The organism is Neopusillimonas aromaticivorans, assembly GCF_030344915.1.
GTDB lineage: Bacteria > Pseudomonadota > Gammaproteobacteria > Burkholderiales > Burkholderiaceae_B > Neopusillimonas > Neopusillimonas aromaticivorans.
This window is the reverse complement of the sequence record NZ_CP128233.1, coordinates 2,785,799-2,802,622: the sequence shown is the minus strand read 5'-3', so window position 1 is coordinate 2,802,622 and position 16,824 is coordinate 2,785,799. Positions and strand designations below refer to the sequence as shown.

Here is a 16,824-nt window from a genome sequence, read left to right as displayed (position 1 = left end):
CATTTGCAACGGCGGAGTTCAAACAACGCTGTCAGGCTGTACCTGAAGCCCGCAAAACCACACGGGCTCAGGCGCCTTGAGCACCTTTTCCCGACCAGAGGTCGAGTACTGCATTGACTGCTTCTTCAATGCTTAAATTCGAGGAATCTATGGTGACGGCATCAGGGGCGGCCACCAAAGGCGCATGGGCCCGAGAGCGGTCGCGCGCATCGCGCTCTTCAAGATCCCGCGTCAAGTCTGCTAGATTAGCAGGAAAGCCCTTGTCGATCAACTGCTTACAACGCCTTTGCGCACGTGCGTGTACATCAGCCACCAAAAACACCTTTACCGGAGCCTCCGGAAACACCACTGTACCCATATCGCGGCCATCGGCAACCAGGCCCGGCGGCTGACGAAACGCCCGTTGACGCTCAAGCAAGGCCTGACGAACCGCCCCCAGCGTGGCCACCTGCGAGGCCTGCACGCCGATCGACTCGGCACGGATGGCATCGGACACCTCGGTGCCCTTGAGGAAAACCTTGCCATCCTCAAACCGCACATCAAGGCCGGCAGCGATGCGGGCCGCACTCTGTTCATCCGTCGTGGCAACACCCGCGTCACGACAGGCCAACGCGGTCAGGCGATACAGCGCACCACTATCGAGCATGGCCCAGCCCAGCGCCTGGGCAACCCGCTGGGCCACCGTGCCCTTGCCCGAAGCCGTTGGGCCATCAATGGTAATGACGGGGACAGTCTTGTAATCGGTCATACTCACCATCATGCGCTGACCAGCTGGCGAAACACAGTGAAGTAATCAGGAAATGTTTTCCTGACACAATCAGGATCCTGAATAGTGAGCGGCACCGGACCAAATGACGCCAGCGAAAAGCACATGGCCATCCGGTGATCATCATAGGTTTCTATGCTCGCCGAACGCCATGCGGATGCCTCGGCCGGCGGAGTCACGGTAAGCCAGTCCGGCCCCGAGCTGACCGACGCACCCAGTTTTTCCAGCTCGGTATGCATGGCATGAATGCGATCGGTTTCCTTGACCCGCCAGCTGCCGATGTTGCGCAAGGTACAAGGACCATCGGCGTACAGAGCCAGGGCCGCAGCGGTCATGGCCGCATCGGGAATCAGATTGAAATCCGCATCGAACGCACGCAATTTTTCGCCGCGCGCCACGTTGACGCCGCGCGCTTCAATATAGGTGTCGTAGCGAGAAATGGTGGCGCCCATGGCTTCCAGTGTATCGGCAAACGCCACATCACCCTGGATGCTGTCATGACCAATGCCATGCACCCGCACCGGACCCGAGCCAATGGCCCCCATCGCAAGGAAGTATGAAGCCGACGACGCATCGCCTTCCACTTCGATGACACCGGGTGCGCGATAGGCGGAACCCGCCAGGATAGTGAAGCGCTGCCAGCCATCGCGCTGGACGCGTACACCAAAACGTTCCATCAGGTTCAGTGTAATGAGAATATAAGGCTTGGAAATCAGTTCCCCATCGACCTCGATGACCACCGCCTGACCGCTGCGTCCGGCATGAATCGGGGCCGCCAACAGCAACGCCGTCAGAAACTGGCTGGACACATTGCCTTTGACACGAATGGGGCGCGACGCATCGATAGCACCGGTACGAATATCAAGGGGCGGAAAGCCATCATTGCCAAGATACGTAATATCTGCACCCAGTTGCCGCAACGCCTCGACCAGATCACCGATCGGGCGCTCGTGCATGCGGGCAATACCCGACAACCGATAATGCCCGCCCATCAGAGCCAGTGCGGCGGTCAGTGGCCGGAAAGCCGTGCCTGCATTACCCAGAAAAATATCCAGATCAGCATTGGCAAATGGAACGCCACCGGTAATTTCCACCTCGGTGGTCGACTCCTGGCTAAGCGACACACCCAGTTTGATCAGACCGGCCAGCATGACTCGCGTGTCGTCGGAATCAAGCACGCCACGAATCCAGGTCGTCCCCGAAGCCAGCGCCGCCAGCAGCAACACCCGGTTTGAAATACTTTTTGATCCAGGCAAACAAATGTCACCTGCGGCATGGGTTACCGGAGACAACAACAAATCAGGACTCGTCATGACAAACCGCTCCTGCTACCCCAAAAACGACGCGCCAAGGCAGCGCGTTCAAGTAAATCGAAAAGCTGCTGACCGTCATTGTGCTCAAGCGCCTGCTCGGCTTGGGCCAGCACGGTACGCACTTGTGCAAGTTCAGACAGAACGGCCTCACGGTTGGCCAGAAAAATATCTCGCCACATCTCGGGCGAGCCCGCAGCAATCCGGGTGAAATCGCGAAACCCGGTGCCCGCCAGACGCAGGCGCACGTCGGCATCGGCCGAGGCAGCCACCTGGGCCATGAAGACGGAAGACAGAAAATGAGGCACGTGGCTGACCGACGCCAACGCCGTGTCGTGATCCTGTGCAGCCATGGTCAGCACCCGCGCTCCACATTGCTCCCAGACCCGTGTCAGCCACTGACGCTGGTGCGGATCATTTTCGGGCAACGGAGTCAGCACCACGTTACGCCCGTGGTAGAGCGTAGCATCGGCCGCCTCGGGGCCCGTACGTTCGGCACCGGCAATCGGATGTCCCGGTATGAATTGCCCTGCCCGGCTGCCCAGCACGCCATACGCGGCCTGAACCACGTCAGCTTTGGTACTGCCACCATCGGTAATCACCGTTGCGGGTTTCAATGAAGGCAAGAGCCCTTCCAGCAATGCAGGAAATGTACCAACGGGCGTCGCCAGGAAAATAAGGTCAGCCTGCTCTGCGGCCTGTGCCAACGTCGCCACTTCGTCGATCAGGCCCAGACGCCTGGCTTGCGCGAGCGGACCCGGCGTACGACCTACGCCGAGGACACGATCAACCGCACCCGCTTTGCGCAAGGCGGCCGCGAAAGAGCCGCCAATCAGGCCGACACCCACCACCGCCAGCACACCCACGCGTGACGTCTGCTGTACTTCAGGGTTAATCATGAAACCGTAGCACCCTGCTTATTGAACCGGGTACGAGCCCAGCACCTTGAAAAAGGCCGCACGCTGCTTGAGGGCAGCCAAGGTCGCCTGGACCGCCGGCTCGGACTGATGCCCCATCAGATCGACATAGAAATAGTATTCCCACTGACCCGTTCGTGCCGGGCGCGACTCGAGGCGCGACATGGACACCCCATTCTCGGCCATAGGCGCCAGCATGTCATAAACGGCACCTGCACGATTGGGCACCGCCAGAATAAGACTGGTCTTGTCTTGCCCGGACGGCAAGGTATCTTGAGTCCCTACGGCAAGAAAGCGCGTACGGTTCTGCGGATCATCCTGAATGCCGGACACCACCACGTTCAACCCCCACGCTTCTGCGGCCACCGCACCGGCAATCGCCGCCACGGTCGGGTCTTGCGCTGCAATGCGCGCTGCTTCGGCATTACTGGAGGCGGCATCTCGTGCCAGATGCGGGTAATGCTGCGTCAGCCAGCCCCGGCACTGGGCCAAGGCCTGCGGATGGGCCATGACGCGCGTCACCCCGTCAAGCGTCCCGGACTGGGTCATGATGCAATGCTGAATACCCAGCGAGCGCTCGCCCAGCAACTTCAGCGGCGAGTTCAGCAGCAGATCAAGGGTACGGTTAACCGACCCTTCGGTAGAGTTTTCAACGGGCACCATACCCACATTGGCCTGCCCGGCCTCGACGGCGCGAAAGACCTCATCGAAAGAAGCGCACGGCAGCTTGAAAATGGCATGCCCGAACTGTTCAAGGGCAGCTTGCTCGGAAAACGAGCCCGCAGGCCCCAGATAGGCCACCGTCAGGGTGCTTTCAAGACCGCGACAGGCCGAGATGATTTCGCGCCAGACGGACTCAATGCCCTGATTGGTGAACGGACCACTATTGACGCCCTGCAAGTGCCGGATCAGGCTGGCCTCACGCTCGGGTTTGAGCACCGGCCCACCGGCGTCAAAGGCTTCCTTGACCTTGCCAACCTGCTGGGCGGTCTGGGCACGGCGATTGAGCAGCGACAGGATCTCCTGATCGATACGATCGATTTCTTCCCGCAAGGGTTGAAGCTGACTTTGCAAGCGGTTATCCATGACGGCGCTCAAATTCCTTCATAAATGTGATCAGGGCCTGAACCCCATCAAAGGGCATGGCATTGTAGATGGATGCCCGCATGCCACCGACACTTTTATGCCCCTTCAACTGCAACAAGCCCGCAGCATCGGCCTGGGCAAGAAAGGTTGCATTCAAGGATTCGTTGGCCAGGAAGAACGGCACATTCATGCGTGAGCGTACCGAAGGATGCACCCGGTTCTGATAGAAACCCGAGGCATCGATGTAGTCATACAGTGCACTGGCTTTGCGAATGTTCTCTTGCTCGATAGCCGCGACCCCGCCTTTACCCAACAACCACTTGAATACCAGCCCAGCGATGTAAATGGCGTAGGTGGGCGGTGTGTTGTACATGGAATCGTTGGCCAGCACATTGGTGAAGTCAAACGCCGACGGACAAATGGGCAACGCATGGCCGACCAGATCACGCCGGATGATCACCAGGGTAACGCCGGCCGGACCCGCGTTCTTCTGGGCGCCGGCATACACCACCGCAGCTTTTGAAAAATCAATCGGACGCGACAGGATGTGCGACGAGGCGTCAACCACCAGAGGCACACCGGGTGCGCCCAGCGCCGCCAGGTCGGGCCACTGCACAAACTCGACCCCGCCAATGGTTTCATTGCTGCACAGATGCACATACGCCGCGTCAGACCGCAACTGCCACTGCTCGGGCGCAGGAAACCAGGTGAGCGGCGGCTGCACCACGCCATCAATCACCGTTTCGCCAGCGCTGGTGGCGGCAACAGCCGCATCACCGTAGCGACGCGCTTCTTTGGCCGACTTGTCAGACCAACTGCCTGAAACAACATAATCGGCCTTCCCGGAACCCTTCCGGCCGATAAGGTTCATGGGCAAAATGGCATTTTCGCCAGTTGCCCCGCCCTGCATGAACAAGACGGCGTAATCGTCGGGAATCGCCAGCAGTGTACGCAAATCGGCCTCGGCCTCATCGCGGATTTTCATGAACTCTTTGCCGCGATGGCTCATCTCCATGACCGACATGCCACTGCCCTGCCAATCGGTCATTTCAGCGGCAGCGTGTTCTAGCACCTGCAACGGCATGGCCGACGGGCCTGCCGAAAAATTCCATGGCCTCATTCGTGTGACTCGCCCTTGTCTGTGTCAGTATCATTATCAACCCCGGCGTCGGCATCAGTGACCCCATCGCCAACAACCCCATCACCCGATGCATCAGGGTCTGAACCATCGGCACCGGCGTCATCACCCTCTTCATCATCGGCATCACTTTCAACAACACGACGAACGCCCGAAAGGTAACTGTCTTCATCAATATTGATGAGGGTGACGCCTTGTGTGGCACGACCCATTTCACGAATTTCGGAAACGCGGGTGCGCACCAGAACACCGGCCGAGGTAATCAGCATGATTTCATCCGCCGGATTCACCAGCACCGCGCCAACCACCTTGCCATTACGTGTACTGGTCTGGATGGCAATCATGCCCTTGGTGCCGCGACCATGGCGGGTATATTCAATAATGGATGTACGCTTGCCGTAGCCGTTTTCAGTGGCTGTCAGTACGCTTTGAGACTCGTCACCCGCCACAATGAGCGAAATGACTGACTGACCCTCTTCCAGCATCATGCCACGCACACCGCGTGCGGTACGACCCATGGGCCGGACATCATTCTCGTCGAAACGCACGGCCTTGCCGGCATCAGAGAACAGCATGATGTCGTGCTTGCCATCGGTAAGATCGGCACCGATCAGGAAGTCACCTTCGTCGAGTGCTACGGCAATAATGCCGGCCTTGCGGGGTTGGAGAAATCGGACAACGGTGTTTTCTTGACCGTACCGCGTGACGTCGCCATGAACACGTAATGGTCATCGCTGAATTCTTTGACGGCCAGTACCACCGTGATTTTCTCGCCATCAACCAGCGGGAACATGTTCACGATGGGGCGACCACGCGAGTTACGCGAACCCTGCGGAACTTCCCAGACTTTCAGCCAATAGACGCGGCCATGGTCAGAGAAGCACAACAGGTAATCGTGCGTATTGGCAATGAACAACTGGTCGACCCAGTCGTTTTCTTTCATGGCGGTTGCCTGCTTGCCCCGGCCCCCGCGCTTTTGCGCCCGATACTCTGACAAAGGCTGGCTTTTTATATAACCGGTTTGCGACAGCGTGACCACCATATCCATGGGCGTGATCAGGTCTTCGGTATCCAGTTCAGTCGCGTTACGCTCGATCTCGGACAAACGTGAGTCTTTGGCGCCAACGCTGAACTCGTTGCGAATGGCCACCAGTTCGTCAGAAATGATTTGCGTGATGCGTTCAGGACGCGCCAGAATGTCGAGCAAATCGGCGATCGTGTCCATGATGTCTTTGTACTCATTGACGATCTTGTCTTGCTCAAGACCTGTCAGGCGCTGCAGACGCATGTTCAGGATCTCTTGCGCCTGGGTATCGCTAAGGCGATACAAACCATCATTCTGCAGGCCAAACACTTCGGGCAAGGCCTCGGGTCGGTAAGCAGCACGCCCACCCGGAGTATCACCCTGGTCAGCACGCGCCAGCATTTCACGCACCAAGGAAGAATCCCACGAACGTGCCATCAGTTCCTGACGCGCCACCGGGGGTGTAGGCGCCGCCTTGATAATAGCGATAAATTCGTCAATATTAGCCAGCGCCACCGCCAGGCCTTCAAGCACGTGCCCCGCTCGCGCGCCTTGCGCAACTGGAATACCGTGCGACGCGTGACGACTTCACGGCGATGAAACAGGAAATACTCGACCAGCTGCTTGAGATTGAGCAAACGCGGCTGGCCATCGACCAGCGCCACAAAGTTCATGCCGAACGTATCTTGCAGCTGGGTATGCTTGTACAGATTATTCAGTACGACTTCGGGGACTTCGCCGCGCTTGAGCTCGATGACCAGACGCATACCGTCTTTGTCGGACTCGTCGCGAATATCGGAAATGCCTTCGATTTTCTTTTCGTTAACCAGCTCAGCGATGCGCTCTTGCAGCGATTTCTTGTTGACCTGATAGGGAATGGCATCAACAATAATGGCCTGGCGGTTACCACGCTCAAGGTCTTCAAAATGGGTTTTGGCCCGCATGACCACACGACCACGACCCGTCCGATAGCCCTCACGCACACCCGACAACCCGTAGATAATGCCACCCGTCGGAAAATCAGGGGCCGGAATCAGTTCGATAAGCTCATCGACCGTGCAATCGGGGTTGCGAAGGCAATACAGACAGCCATCAACTACCTCAGACAAGTTGTGCGGCGGAATATTGGTTGCCATACCCACCGCAATACCCGAACTGCCGTTGACCAGCAGATTGGGCAAGCGCGAGGGCAACAACAACGGCTCTTGTTCACTGCCGTCATAGTTGGGGCCGAAATCGACCGTTTCCTGGTCAATATCAGCCAGCAATTCGTGGGCAATTTTCGACAGACGAATCTCGGTGTAACGCATGGCCGCAGCACTGTCACCGTCAACCGAACCGAAGTTACCCTGACCATCAACAAGGGTGTAGCGCAACGAGAAATCTTGCGCCATGCGAACAATGGTGTCGTAGACCGCAGAGTCACCGTGCGGGTGATATTTACCGATGACGTCACCGACGATACGCGCCGACTTCTTGTAAGCACGGTTCCAGTCGTTGTTGAGCTCGTGCATCGCAAACAACACGCGCCGGTGAACCGGCTTGAGCCCGTCACGGACATCGGGCAGCGCCCGACCTACGATGACGCTCATGGCGTAGTCCAGATAACTGCGGCGCATCTCTTCTTCGAGGGATATCGGAAGAGTTTCCTTGGCGAAGGAATCCATAGGGTTCTATATTCTTGAAAGGTATGATCGTGAAGGTGACCGACTACGGGCGAATGGGAAATTCTAGCACTTCCCACCCCTGCCCGAGCCCGTTGCCGAAAACCAACAATATTGCAAAACTTGCGGTAGAATTACTGACATCTAGGCCCCGCATGCGAGTCTGGCATAACGAACCGCACGAAAATACCGTAAGATTCGGCCTATCACGCATGATTTCCAGAGCAATTCTTTAAACAGAAACACTGAATTGCTATACTGGTTACGTTTTTCAATAATGCGGCGGAGGTTCGCTGCGGTCACTTACCAGCATTAAGCTCAACGAGGAGAAACATGAATAAACCCTCTAAATTCGCATTAGCCTTTGCTATTGCTGCCCTTTCGGCATCCGGTGCAGCTTCTGCGCAAACCATCGACAACTGGCAAACACCTTACGGTGGCGCTGTCATGAACGGCACCAACGAACTGTGCTGGCGCAACAACTTCTGGACACCTGCTACCGGCCTGCCCGGCTGTGACGGTGTACCTGTTGCTCAACAAGCTCCCGTAGGCACTCCCTCCGCAGCTAAAGTTGTTCTGAACGCAGACACATTCTTCGATTTCGACAAGTCCACCATCAAGCCCGCTGGTCGCCAGGTCCTTGACCAGGTTGCTGCCCAGGCTCAGTCGCTGAACCTCGAAACCGTTATTGCTGTCGGCCACACAGACTCCATCGGTACTGAACAGTACAACTTGGGTCTGTCACAGCGCCGTGCCAACGCTGTCAAGGCTTACCTGGTCAGCAAAGGCATCGATGCCAACCGCATCTACGCTGAAGGCAAAGGCGAAAGCAACCCTGTCGCCAGCAACAAAACTCGTGAAGGCCGCGCACAAAACCGTCGCGTAGAGATCGAAATCGTCGGTACACGCAAGTAATTCATTACTGCAAACGACGTACAATAAAGGGTGCCTTCGGGCACCCTTTTTATTTTCCGGGCAACAGCATGAACACGACCTCCTCATCCTCGGGCAACCCAAACGTCAGTCAGGCCGAAATCGACAAGTTCAGTGCGCTGGCCTCACGCTGGTGGGACCCCGAAAGCGAATTCAAACCCTGCATGCGATCAACCCGCTGCGGCTGGGCTGGATCCAGCAAATGACAGGCCCGCTAACCGGCAAACGTGTCATTGATGTCGGCTGTGGTGGCGGCATTCTGGCCGAAAGCATGGCCGTGGCCGGCGCCACGGTGACCGGTATCGACCTGGCCGAAAAATCATTGACTGTCGCCCGGTTGCATAGCCTTGAATCGGGCGTTCCGGTTGACTACCAGGCGATCAGTGCAGAAGACTTTGCCGCACGGCAACCCGGGCAGTTCGATGTCGTCACCTGCATGGAAATGCTGGAACACGTCCCGGATCCGGCATCCATTGTGCAGGCCTGCAGCCAGATGGTAAAGCCGGGGGCTGGGTGTTTTTCTCTACCCTCAACCGCAACCCCAAGTCGTTTCTGTTCGCCATTGTCGGGGCCGAATACGTGTTGCGCCTGCTGCCACGCGGCACACACAGCTACGAAAAATTCATCAAGCCCAGCGAACTGTCACGGGCCGTTCGCCAATCGGGTCTGACCGTCATGGAAATGGCGGGCATGGGTTACAACCCCATCACCGATCTTTACTCGCTCTCGAAAGACACCTCGGTCAATTACCTGATGGCCACCCAGAAGAAGGCCCTGTAAGACATGTCGAAACTGGTACTTTTTGATTTTGATGGCACACTGGCCGATACGGCCCCCGACATGGCGGTTGCAGCCAACCGGCTGCGCGAACGCCAGGGTTTACCGCCCCTGCCCTTTGAAGCCTTGCGCGGTGTAACGTCACAGGGTGCGCGCGGCTTCCTGCGCGCGAGCCTGGGCATCGAACCCGACCACCCCGACTACGAAGTACATCGCCAGCAATTTCTGGCCGATTATGCCGAGCACCTTACCGTGCTGACCCGGCTTTTTCCCGGTGTCCCCGAATTGCTGCAAGCGCTTAAAACCCAAGGCTTCCGCTGGGGTATCGTCACCAACAAAGTCGAATATCTCGCGCTGCCCATTGTGCGCTTTCTGGGGCTTGATGATGAATGCGCCATCACGGTCGGGGGTGACACCGCAGGCCACCCCAAGCCCCACCCTGCCCCGCTCTTTTATGCGGCAGAAAAAACAGGGTTTTTACCAGATCAGTGCATCTATATCGGCGATGACGAACGTGACATCCTGGCCGGAAAAGCCGCCGGTATGCCCACTATCGCAGCCGCCTACGGGTATTGCGAGCCCGCCCACGCCGCATCGTGGCAGGCCGATGCCGTTGCCCATCAGGTTGACGAATTATTTGACCATATTGTGCGGCTGGTCTGACACCAGGCTTCGGGGCAAGTCTGGTTTCAGACCTGTGAGTCTGGTCAGAAAGATTACGCGGCATCGCCTGGCGCTTTACGTCTGCAAAGGTTAATTATCGTGAAGTCGTCGGACTGCCCCGCAGTCGTTAAACCGCGCTTTTCAGACATCTGTGTAAATAATTTCAGTTTTGCGGGAACTTTACGTCATATTGGCCCTCTTATACAGCATAGTGGGTTAAAATCCACTTAATGGGGTCGATCCGGCTTCGACGTGGGTCGCGAAACAGAGTAGGGCATGCCGAGCACCAGTAAGCTCGTAAATCCACTGGAAAACTATAAACGCCAACGACGAGCGTTTCGCTTTAGCCGCTTAATGCGGTAAGCCGCTGCACTGATTTGTCTTTGGGTCAGGTAGGGTAAAACCTACAGCAGCGTCACTTACAAAGAATCGGTTTTGGTTGGGTCACTCAGCCAACGCCTAAATTGATGTGAATCGCCAAGAGATGGCCTGTTAACCGGCATGGCTCGAGGTTAAAACTTTAAAGTTGGTTGACTAAGCATGTAGAACTGCCTGCAGAGGGCTTGCGGACGGGGGTTCAATTCCCCCGACTCCACCAAGACATCTAGGGTAAAACCTTAAAAACCTGTGGGGTTAAGCATAAGTTGGCACTATTGCCATCTTATGCTTTATTTCACGAAGTGCCACATTATGCTTTATTCAAAAAATGTGGTAATTACTTCCGGCTTTAAATGAAAAAGGGTGCTACCCGAAAAGGTAGCACCCTATTTTTTCTGTAGTTGTTAGAACTGCCGACTTCAAGTTAGACGGCCTGCGATATCTACATAGCAACGTCGTTGGCAGCCTGCCCGGCCAAGCTGGACAAGACGGTGTAAAGATGGCGAGTTGAGTTCAGCGTCCTTGGCTCGACCAATTTCGCCACTTCCTCAACAGTGATGCTCTCACCACTTTCATGCAGCACGTCACATGCCCTCAGGAGCTCTGCGTGAAAGGCTGCCTGGGAGAGTAAGGCCCTGCGGTGCAGATGTTGGACGTAACGCTCCCCCAAAGCCCGCGCCTCTGCCGTAGCTTGAATGTACAAATGACGCACATCGATATCCAAAGCTTTTGCAAGCTCCGTCACACTGCGAGGCTCAACCTGGTTCAGCTCATCCCGAAGTTTCTTGCGAATGGCGCCCCAATCGTGCTGGCGTTTTGGACGGTACGGATTGGACGAAGGATAGTCCAGTTGCAAAGCCAGCTGCTGGGTTGTTGATGGTGGGCACCAATCCGAGAGTTTGCCTTGCAGCAGGCTTGGCAGTGAAACACCACAATGCATAGCCACGCGAAGAAGCGCGCCCAAGGTGAGCGGTGTGCGACCTGTCCGCCAGTAATGAACAGTGGATTTCCTAACTCCCAGCCGTCTGGCGAAGTGGGCCGCAACGCCACCATCCATGTCACCAATAAGCCGCTCAACCCCTTGATGAAAGGATTCGATGTCAAGCGCAAGGGCCGGTCCGGCCTCGGGAGATGCCGACATCGCGGCCAAAAGGTGGCCGATGTGCGCTGCCTGCTCGACTTCCAGTTTCTGCTCTGCGGTTGGATGAGCAGTTGGCCCCTCTGGGATAGTGCTCCCCATAAAACATCCACAAGCGGTGCACCACCCCGGCACAACGAAGTTGGCTGCATGACGGACGTTAGATTCGCTGCAATGTGGGCAGCGGGCGACCAATGCGGTGCGATGCCGGGCGCAAACTCTGTTCAGACCGATATCCCAGGCCAGCCGAAAGTACGGTTGTCGCCCTTCGCGCTGGTCATCCGCTAAGCAATGTGGGCACCAACGGGCCTGCGTCGCCATGAGACCCTTGGCAGCGACGCAGCCCTGAAGCGGCAGCAAGGTCAGTTGCTGCAAGGTAGTCACACCCGTCAGCGCGCTCAACATGCCTACCCAACTCAAGGCGCTGTCTCCGAGACCGGAAATCGAGCGCTGATACCAGACAAAACGACTTTTTCCTGGCGTGCCCTGATGCGTTTCCCATCGGCCTGGCTCAATGCGTTCAATGATGAACTTAGCCAAATCGTTCGTTGTGCAAGCATGGCTGTTCGCGAGACGGCAAAAATAGCTCGTCAGACTTTCGACCTCTGAGGTTCCGAGCCCTATCGGCGGTAAAGCATGCAAGGTGGACCGGGGTACGGGTGCAGTAAGGTCTGGTCTGCTTGCAGGTGCCTGGGAAGAGATGCTGTTCATGCTGCACGCCTCCTGGTACCCGGCAACCGGAATTGCTCACCCGCAAAGCGCTCCTCACCCAAACGAATCTCCTCCAGAATGACGGCATGTTGGCCCTGTGTGAGCAAGCTTTTCTCGAGCAATTCCTGGGAAATGCCGCCGTAGTTCTGGGCTCGGGAGATGAAACCTCGAATTAGGTCCATCAGGGTTCCAATGCAGCCTAGCGTGTTCATTTGCAGCAGTTGGGCGTTTTCCAGCAACAAACCATTGAAATAACCTTGAGCGTCATGCTCCAGCCGTTGCAGAAAGCCTTCAAAGGCTATGCAATCGTCCGGGCAGTCGATGCGGTATCGCGAAAAATGAATTTCCTTGATGCGACGGGCCAGTTGCCCCGACAAACGGCTAACCCCAAGGATGTCGTAGGAGCCGAACAAGATGATTTGACAGCCGGCGCAGTTTGACAGGCTTTTCAGTGCATCGGTCTGACGCTTCATCCTGGTCTCTGACACATTGGTCAGGTGCCCTCCTTCGTCAATCATAAAGACCTTTACGCCACGGGCACGCAGTGCCTCTTCAACTTTCTTTCGCAGGCCTGCAGCCGTGTTCTTGCTACGCCCAAGCGGGCGGTAGACTCGGTTCGTTTTTGGGTCAACCCCGTACTCAACACCGGCAGGAGTACCTGTAGGCCCCTCGAGCTGTTCCAAAATGTCGGAATAGAACAACTTCCAGTTGAATTCTGCTTCTGAGGTGGCCCGCGCTTCGATACGCAAAACGGGGATAAGCCCCGGGTCCAGCGTCATGTCTGCCTGGTAGCGTTTCAACATACGGGCGTACAGCGATTGCGCGAGTGTGGTCTTGCCCACGCCTGTGGGGCCAGTCACCATCAGGATATGGCCTTGGCCCATCGCCTCCAGGGCCTCTATTTCGGCGATGACCTCGCCGATGCGTGGATGATTGATGCGTTTACTCATAAGCGCGTGCACTGCGGTCAGTGACGCTTCTTGCTGTGTCGTCTTTTTCATTAGTCCAAATCTCCATATTCAAATCCGTCGCCTGCGGCCGCCTGACCGGCGTCTCTTATGCGCTGACTACCACTATTTCGCCCAGGCTGTGAAGGTTTGCCTGACTCGCGGGTAAATGCCTGCCCACTGGAATGCGCCAACGCGAAATGCTTCAAAGGCTCAAGCCCAAAACCTTCGGGCGACCGACTGCCTGGTTCTCGTTCAGCAGCCCAAGTTTTTCGTGGAGCAATTCGGTCTCACCCAGCATCTGAGCATGTCGGAACACCTCTGCATCGGGCGACATCGTCGCGATAAACTCCAGCAACTGCGAACCGGCAATCGTGTCGTGTCGGCCATGAATACGGCCCGAATGTACTTTCAGATACTCTGCGCTGATGGCTTGAAGTTGTCTGACATTGACTCGCGGCAGGTGCTGTAGCTGCATGCTACGTGCCTCAATCCACTGCCTATTGGGCAGTTGAACAAAAACACGGGAAACGTCATACGGGTCATAGCGCACCGGAAACTTCTTTTGCAAGCAGCACGCTGTCAAAATGCGGGGACTGGTAGTAGAAATTGTGAACCTTCACTCCGCGCTGACGGTCAACTGTCCGCTCACCGCCCCGGTCCACCGATGGACAGGTCGCTATGATGAAATCCTGATTGAAAGCAATCGCCCTATGAGGCCGCTCACCGGTTTCGCGTAAGGCCCGATGGAATGCCTCACGTGGCGATATGTCCAGCGCCGGGTGCCTTTGCTGGTCATAGAATTCGAACGCCCAATGCTCCATCACGACGTACAAGTTCTCAAGGTTCCAGTTCGCCAGTCGCTTGGGCAGATGCGTCCCGGAGAGCATCCGCACGTTCTTGGTCAGCTCAGTATTGCCCTCGAGGTTATGCAGCAATTGCGTGTTTAGCGTGCCGAACAGCCGCTCCATGACCGCCCCGACTCGGGGCTGGCCCGCCGGCCGCAACCGGAAATGCACGCCCATGCTGGTCAGGAAATGCTTCACGTCTTGTGCAATGAGGTCTTTGCCATTGTCGGTCATCAACATCTGTGGCAACCTGTTCCACCGCTTCACGAACGCCCGCAGCGTCATCAAGACTACCGAGCGGTCGGGCGCTTGAAATCCAAGATGCAGGGCCATCACACGGCGGGAAAACGCATCAACCACCATCGAGAGCCACGGCCGCCCTAGTGACAGCCCTGTGCGTCGGCATTTCAACTCGATATCAAGCTGCGTATGGTCAATATGCGCGCACTCGAAGGGGCGGACACCGTGACGCGGGGTCTCATACGCCAACGTGTAGTAGAGCTGCTGATTCTGATAGGCAATGCGCTTGCCGTACCGAACCTTGCGCGTGGCTTCGTCCTCAACGCTTTTTAGGTGGTTCAGAAACGTTGGGTAGCTTGGGCACACAACTGCTTTTTGCTCACAATAGGCCTGCAGCTCGCGAAAGGCTGCCTTGCCGTTGGGTGCCCGTGGTGTCTCATAGAACGATTGCCGAATCTGTTCCATGGCTGCCAATTGTTCCGCCGACAATCGCTGGGTACGGTTGCCTTTGTCGACATGGCGAGGAGCCAGGGCCAGAATTTCATGGCCTCCATCGCGCACGGCACTGGCCTGCTGAGCTTGGAGCCGATAGTACGTGCGCCGCGAAAGCGGGGCCGTGAGCCGGTCGTAAGGCATATCTAGAACTTGTGCACGCTGCTGAGCAAGCTTGAGAGCTGACCCCGGGTAGTGCACCAGTGGATGCAGGTCCAAGCCATCTCGCTGGGCACCCGCCAATTGAACCAGTTGGCCCGATGAGATAGCGTTGAGCAACCATTCCTTAGCCAGCGTCACCGTCCCTTCGTTCTCCACCGTCCTGCAAACCACCTTGTACTCACTCAGCAAAGAGACCTCCAGAGTCTGGCCTTCATAGCGAAAGCGAACGCCAGTGTGCGAGACTCAAGGCAAACGAGGGACTGAGCTCGGCCGCTGGGGTTGCCAGCCCTTCCGCGAAGAAGGACATCAGAGCGGCATCCCGATAGACCATGAAACTATCCGGACGGCTCAACAGCTCGGAGCTTAGGTCGCACGCGAGATGCCCCGCGACGATTGCTTGGTTTAATTCATCGGGCAGAAAATCGAATCCCGGCCCTTGCAGGTCACGCAGGCTTAGGCGGCCGTGGTCAGCAAGAGCGTCTCGCAATCGATGCACGGTTACCGATGAACACGCTGGAGCGCCAACGTGCAGATAATCCTCTAGTACCTCCCAGTTCTTGGTGCGGTTGGGATGAATTTCGGCATTGCTATGTATTTCATAGACCAAACCGAACTTTGCCAAATACGCTTCGATTTGAGGACTGCGCCACTGAGACCCCTGCTTTTCATAGCGCCAGGGCTGGCGACGGGCCAGATGCATAAGTTTGTCTTCCGTCTTCCATTCCTGTAGCTCAATCCGGGTGGGTCGGATGACTAGGAAGTCGGGAGTGTGGTCGATAGGGAAAACTTCGGCCGTGCTCGGGTCGATGAGTTCGAGCTGCAGAGTGCAAGGCTGCGGGTAGTACTCCAGCACTTCCGGATTAACCTCATGCTCAAGTGCTGCCGCGTACTCGGCCTGACGGCTTTCGGTAGCGATTTCGCGCTGCATCTTACGACTTGCCAGCAGCGTAATGACATTTCTCCCGGTGGAGCGTACATCTCGAACGGGAGCTTGGTCCCGTGCTTTCGAAACAAGTCGACGCCCCGGTTCCGGGGTACCCAATCGATTGAATAACTCTTCCAGTTGTTGATTTTCTAACACCTACACACCTCATAAAGTTGGTTCTGAAGGCGTATAGGTAAGGAAATCAGAGCAGAGCACTTAAAACCTATAAAAGAAGGTTTTTTCTTATTATTATTGGAATAATGTATTTTTAATCGGTTTAGATTGAGCAAACAATGCTCATGGACACGACAATGACGGAATCGTACAAAGAGGGTTCGCCAGGACTGGCAAGATACGAGGAGGCTGTGAGCCGAGAGCTTCGAGTGCTCCTGGCGGGAAAAAATGTATCGCAGAAAACAGTCGCCCACGCGCTGGGACGAATGGGCATTCGTGAGACGCCCAAAGGACTGTCCGCGAAACTGAACGCAGGCACATTTTCGGCCGCTTACTACCTGGCCCTTAAAGACGTGATTAACGCGCTTTAGGTAACTACTTACTTTAGACATCCCCTGCCCCCCAATGATTTCATACCCTTTCATAAAAAGGGGAACCATCCGGGGTGCTCGGCACGAGCCTCAGGCAAGGAACAGTCTTGGGGTCAGATTGAACTGACATTTGCGACCTTACTACGACTGGACGCTTGGG

The 16,824-nt window shown here is 56.5% G+C and carries 13 protein-coding genes, 1 other RNA gene and 2 pseudogenes; 5 read left to right on the top strand and 11 right to left on the bottom strand.

All coding sequences use genetic code 11. The features are described 5' to 3' along the window. Positions 1-67 precede the first annotated feature (67 nt). The 6 genes and pseudogenes from cmk to gyrA all read right to left on the bottom strand — a co-directional run bounded on the left by cmk (position 68) and on the right by gyrA (position 7,908). Positions 68-760, bottom strand: coding sequence for a (d)CMP kinase (gene cmk / locus N7E01_RS15465; RefSeq protein WP_434089525.1), 693 nt, complete (start codon positions 758-760; stop codon positions 68-70). Next, positions 757-2,079: a 3-phosphoshikimate 1-carboxyvinyltransferase gene (gene aroA / locus N7E01_RS15460; RefSeq protein WP_289173522.1), complete on the bottom strand. Its 1,323-nt coding sequence runs from the start codon at positions 2,077-2,079 to the stop codon at positions 757-759. Before aroA ends, cmk begins: the two co-directional genes overlap by 4 nt. Beyond that, positions 2,076-2,975: a prephenate dehydrogenase gene (locus N7E01_RS15455; protein WP_289173521.1), complete on the bottom strand. Its 900-nt coding sequence runs from the start codon at positions 2,973-2,975 to the stop codon at positions 2,076-2,078. Before N7E01_RS15455 ends, aroA begins: the two co-directional genes overlap by 4 nt. Positions 2,976-2,993: 18 nt before the next feature. Further along, positions 2,994-4,079 (bottom strand): prephenate dehydratase, encoded by a 1,086-nt coding sequence (pheA, locus tag N7E01_RS15450; RefSeq protein ID WP_289173520.1) that lies wholly within the window; start codon positions 4,077-4,079, stop codon positions 2,994-2,996. Next, on the bottom strand, positions 4,072-5,199 hold the full coding sequence (gene serC, locus N7E01_RS15445; RefSeq protein WP_289173519.1) for a 3-phosphoserine/phosphohydroxythreonine transaminase: 1,128 nt from the start codon (positions 5,197-5,199) through the stop codon (positions 4,072-4,074). Before serC ends, pheA begins: the two co-directional genes overlap by 8 nt. Then, a pseudogene (gene gyrA / locus N7E01_RS15440) lies at positions 5,196-7,908 on the bottom strand (DNA gyrase subunit A). The gene serC and the pseudogene gyrA overlap by 4 nt, the downstream one beginning before the upstream one ends. A 330-nt stretch (positions 7,909-8,238) precedes the next feature. On the opposite strand from gyrA, the gene ompA reads away from it, so the two are divergent. The 4 genes and pseudogenes from ompA (at position 8,239) to ssrA (ending at position 10,876) form a co-directional block, all read left to right on the top strand. Beyond that, positions 8,239-8,820: an outer membrane protein OmpA gene (gene ompA, locus N7E01_RS15435; protein ID WP_289173518.1), complete on the top strand. Its 582-nt coding sequence runs from the start codon at positions 8,239-8,241 to the stop codon at positions 8,818-8,820. 68 nt (positions 8,821-8,888) lie between these two features. After that, positions 8,889-9,618, top strand: a pseudogene (gene ubiG, locus N7E01_RS15430) (bifunctional 2-polyprenyl-6-hydroxyphenol methylase/3-demethylubiquinol 3-O-methyltransferase UbiG). A gap of 3 nt (positions 9,619-9,621) precedes the next feature. Beyond that, a complete protein-coding gene (gene gph / locus N7E01_RS15425) occupies positions 9,622-10,278 on the top strand; it encodes a phosphoglycolate phosphatase (protein ID WP_289173517.1) in 657 nt (218 codons plus the stop codon). A gap of 232 nt (positions 10,279-10,510) precedes the next feature. Beyond that, positions 10,511-10,876, top strand: a transfer-messenger RNA (tmRNA) gene (gene ssrA, locus N7E01_RS15420). 222 nt (positions 10,877-11,098) lie between these two features. Here the strand turns inward: ssrA and N7E01_RS15415 are convergent. The 5 genes from N7E01_RS15415 to N7E01_RS15395 all read right to left on the bottom strand — a co-directional run bounded on the left by N7E01_RS15415 (position 11,099) and on the right by N7E01_RS15395 (position 16,275). Next, entirely contained in the window at positions 11,099-12,505 is a 1,407-nt protein-coding gene (locus N7E01_RS15415; protein WP_289173516.1) for a TniQ family protein, read from the bottom strand. Continuing rightward, complete coding sequence (locus N7E01_RS15410) at positions 12,502-13,506, bottom strand: TniB family NTP-binding protein (protein ID WP_289173515.1); 1,005 nt, start codon at positions 13,504-13,506, stop codon at positions 12,502-12,504. The genes N7E01_RS15415 and N7E01_RS15410 overlap by 4 nt, the downstream gene beginning before the upstream one ends. Positions 13,507-13,657: 151 nt before the next feature. Further along, positions 13,658-13,930, bottom strand: coding sequence for a hypothetical protein (locus tag N7E01_RS15405; RefSeq protein ID WP_289173514.1), 273 nt, complete (start codon positions 13,928-13,930; stop codon positions 13,658-13,660). Between the two features lie 64 nt (positions 13,931-13,994). Next, positions 13,995-15,383 (bottom strand): integrase catalytic domain-containing protein, encoded by a 1,389-nt coding sequence (locus N7E01_RS15400; protein WP_289173513.1) that lies wholly within the window; start codon positions 15,381-15,383, stop codon positions 13,995-13,997. Positions 15,384-15,405: 22 nt separating this feature from the next. Beyond that, complete coding sequence (locus tag N7E01_RS15395) at positions 15,406-16,275, bottom strand: PDDEXK family nuclease (protein WP_289173512.1); 870 nt, start codon at positions 16,273-16,275, stop codon at positions 15,406-15,408. A gap of 137 nt (positions 16,276-16,412) precedes the next feature. Here N7E01_RS15395 and N7E01_RS19085 point away from each other — a divergent pair, with 137 nt between their 5' ends. Then, positions 16,413-16,664 (top strand): DUF6471 domain-containing protein, encoded by a 252-nt coding sequence (locus N7E01_RS19085; RefSeq protein WP_350494878.1) that lies wholly within the window; start codon positions 16,413-16,415, stop codon positions 16,662-16,664. Positions 16,665-16,824: the final 160 nt, after the last annotated feature.